1 protein-coding gene is annotated in these 1,254 nt (G+C 62.1%); it reads right to left on the reverse strand.

Features of this window, described 5'->3' with window-relative positions; all coding sequences use genetic code 11:
- Positions 1-42: 42 nt before the first annotated feature.
- Positions 43-1,187 (reverse strand): IS3 family transposase gene (locus tag ACX80P_RS16955; protein WP_459279267.1). Its coding sequence is split into 2 segments (ribosomal slippage): positions 43-914 and positions 914-1,187, totalling 1,146 coding nucleotides; the frame shifts between segments, so codons are not numbered across the junction.
- Between the last annotated feature and the right edge of the window lie 67 nt (positions 1,188-1,254).

The raw sequence follows: 1,254 nt of genomic DNA on the forward strand, positions 1-1,254 counted from the left end.
GGGACTGCCCCGGATTTCGTTGACTCTCGGGGTTTAGTGTTGTCAGGCGGCTTTGAGGCCGTTATTGAGTATCTCAAACTCGATCGGCGTTAGCCTCCCGAGGCGCCGTTGGCGGCGTTTCCGGTGGTAGGTCTTCTCGATCCAGGTCACGATGGCCAGGCGCAGGTCAGCCCGCGTGGACCATCGCTGGCTATCGAGCACGTTCTTCTGCAGGAGCGAGAAGAAGGACTCCATGGCCGCGTTGTCGGCGCACGCACCGACCCGCCCCATCGATCCCTTCAGCCCGTTGCCCTTCAACGTGCGCACAAAAGCGTTGGATCGAAACTGGGATCCACGATCGCTATGGACCACGGTGCCCACTGGATCCCGGAGCGCGATGGCGTTGTGGAGGGCTGAAACGGCCAGGGACGCTTTCATCCGGGTATCAATGGAATAGCCCACAATCCGATTGGAGTAGACGTCCTTGATCGCGCACAGATAGAGCTTGCCCTCGTCGGTCCGATGCTCAGTGATATCCGTGAGCCACAACTGGTCCGGCCCCGCCGCGACAAATTCCCGTTGGACGTGGTCATCGTGCACGGGCGAACCGGCCTTGCGGGTCAGGCCGCGTTTCTTCGCGAACACGGACCAGATCTGCTGGCTACTACATAACCTCGCCACCCGGTTCTCTCCGGCGCTGAAACCCTGGTCCCCGAGCTCGTCGGCGATGAACCGATACCCGAATGCCGGATCGTCCCGATGCACATTGATCGCCGCGTTGATCAAGTGCGCATCAGACCAGTCACGGTCCGTGACCGGCGCGGCCTTCCACGCGTAGAAGGCCTGCTTGGAGAACCCCAACACCCGGCAGGCCACCGCGACGGGGACACCGTCCGCGGCAAGGTCAAGGACCAGCGGGAACTTCATTTTGGGGGCAGTTCCCGGGCGAAGAACGCCGCTGCCCGGCGGAGGATCTCGTTTTCCTGCTCGAGCAACCGAATCCGTTTCCGGGCGTCCCGCAGCTCTGCCGCTTCCTTCTCAGTAACGCCGGGACGGACGCCGTCCTCGACGTCGGCTTTCTTCAGCCAGTTGTGCAGGGTTGCTTCGGAGATCCCGAAGTCCTTGGCGATCTGCGAGATCGGAGCTTCATGCTTCCGCGCGACGGCGACCACGTCTCGGCGGAACTCAGCGGGGAACGGCTTAGGCATGTGAACATCCTTGCTGCGAGGACTAAATCCTCACAAGTCAGGAGTCAAGCAAAGCCGGGGCAGTCCC

The organism is Arthrobacter arabinosi (assembly GCF_054511115.1).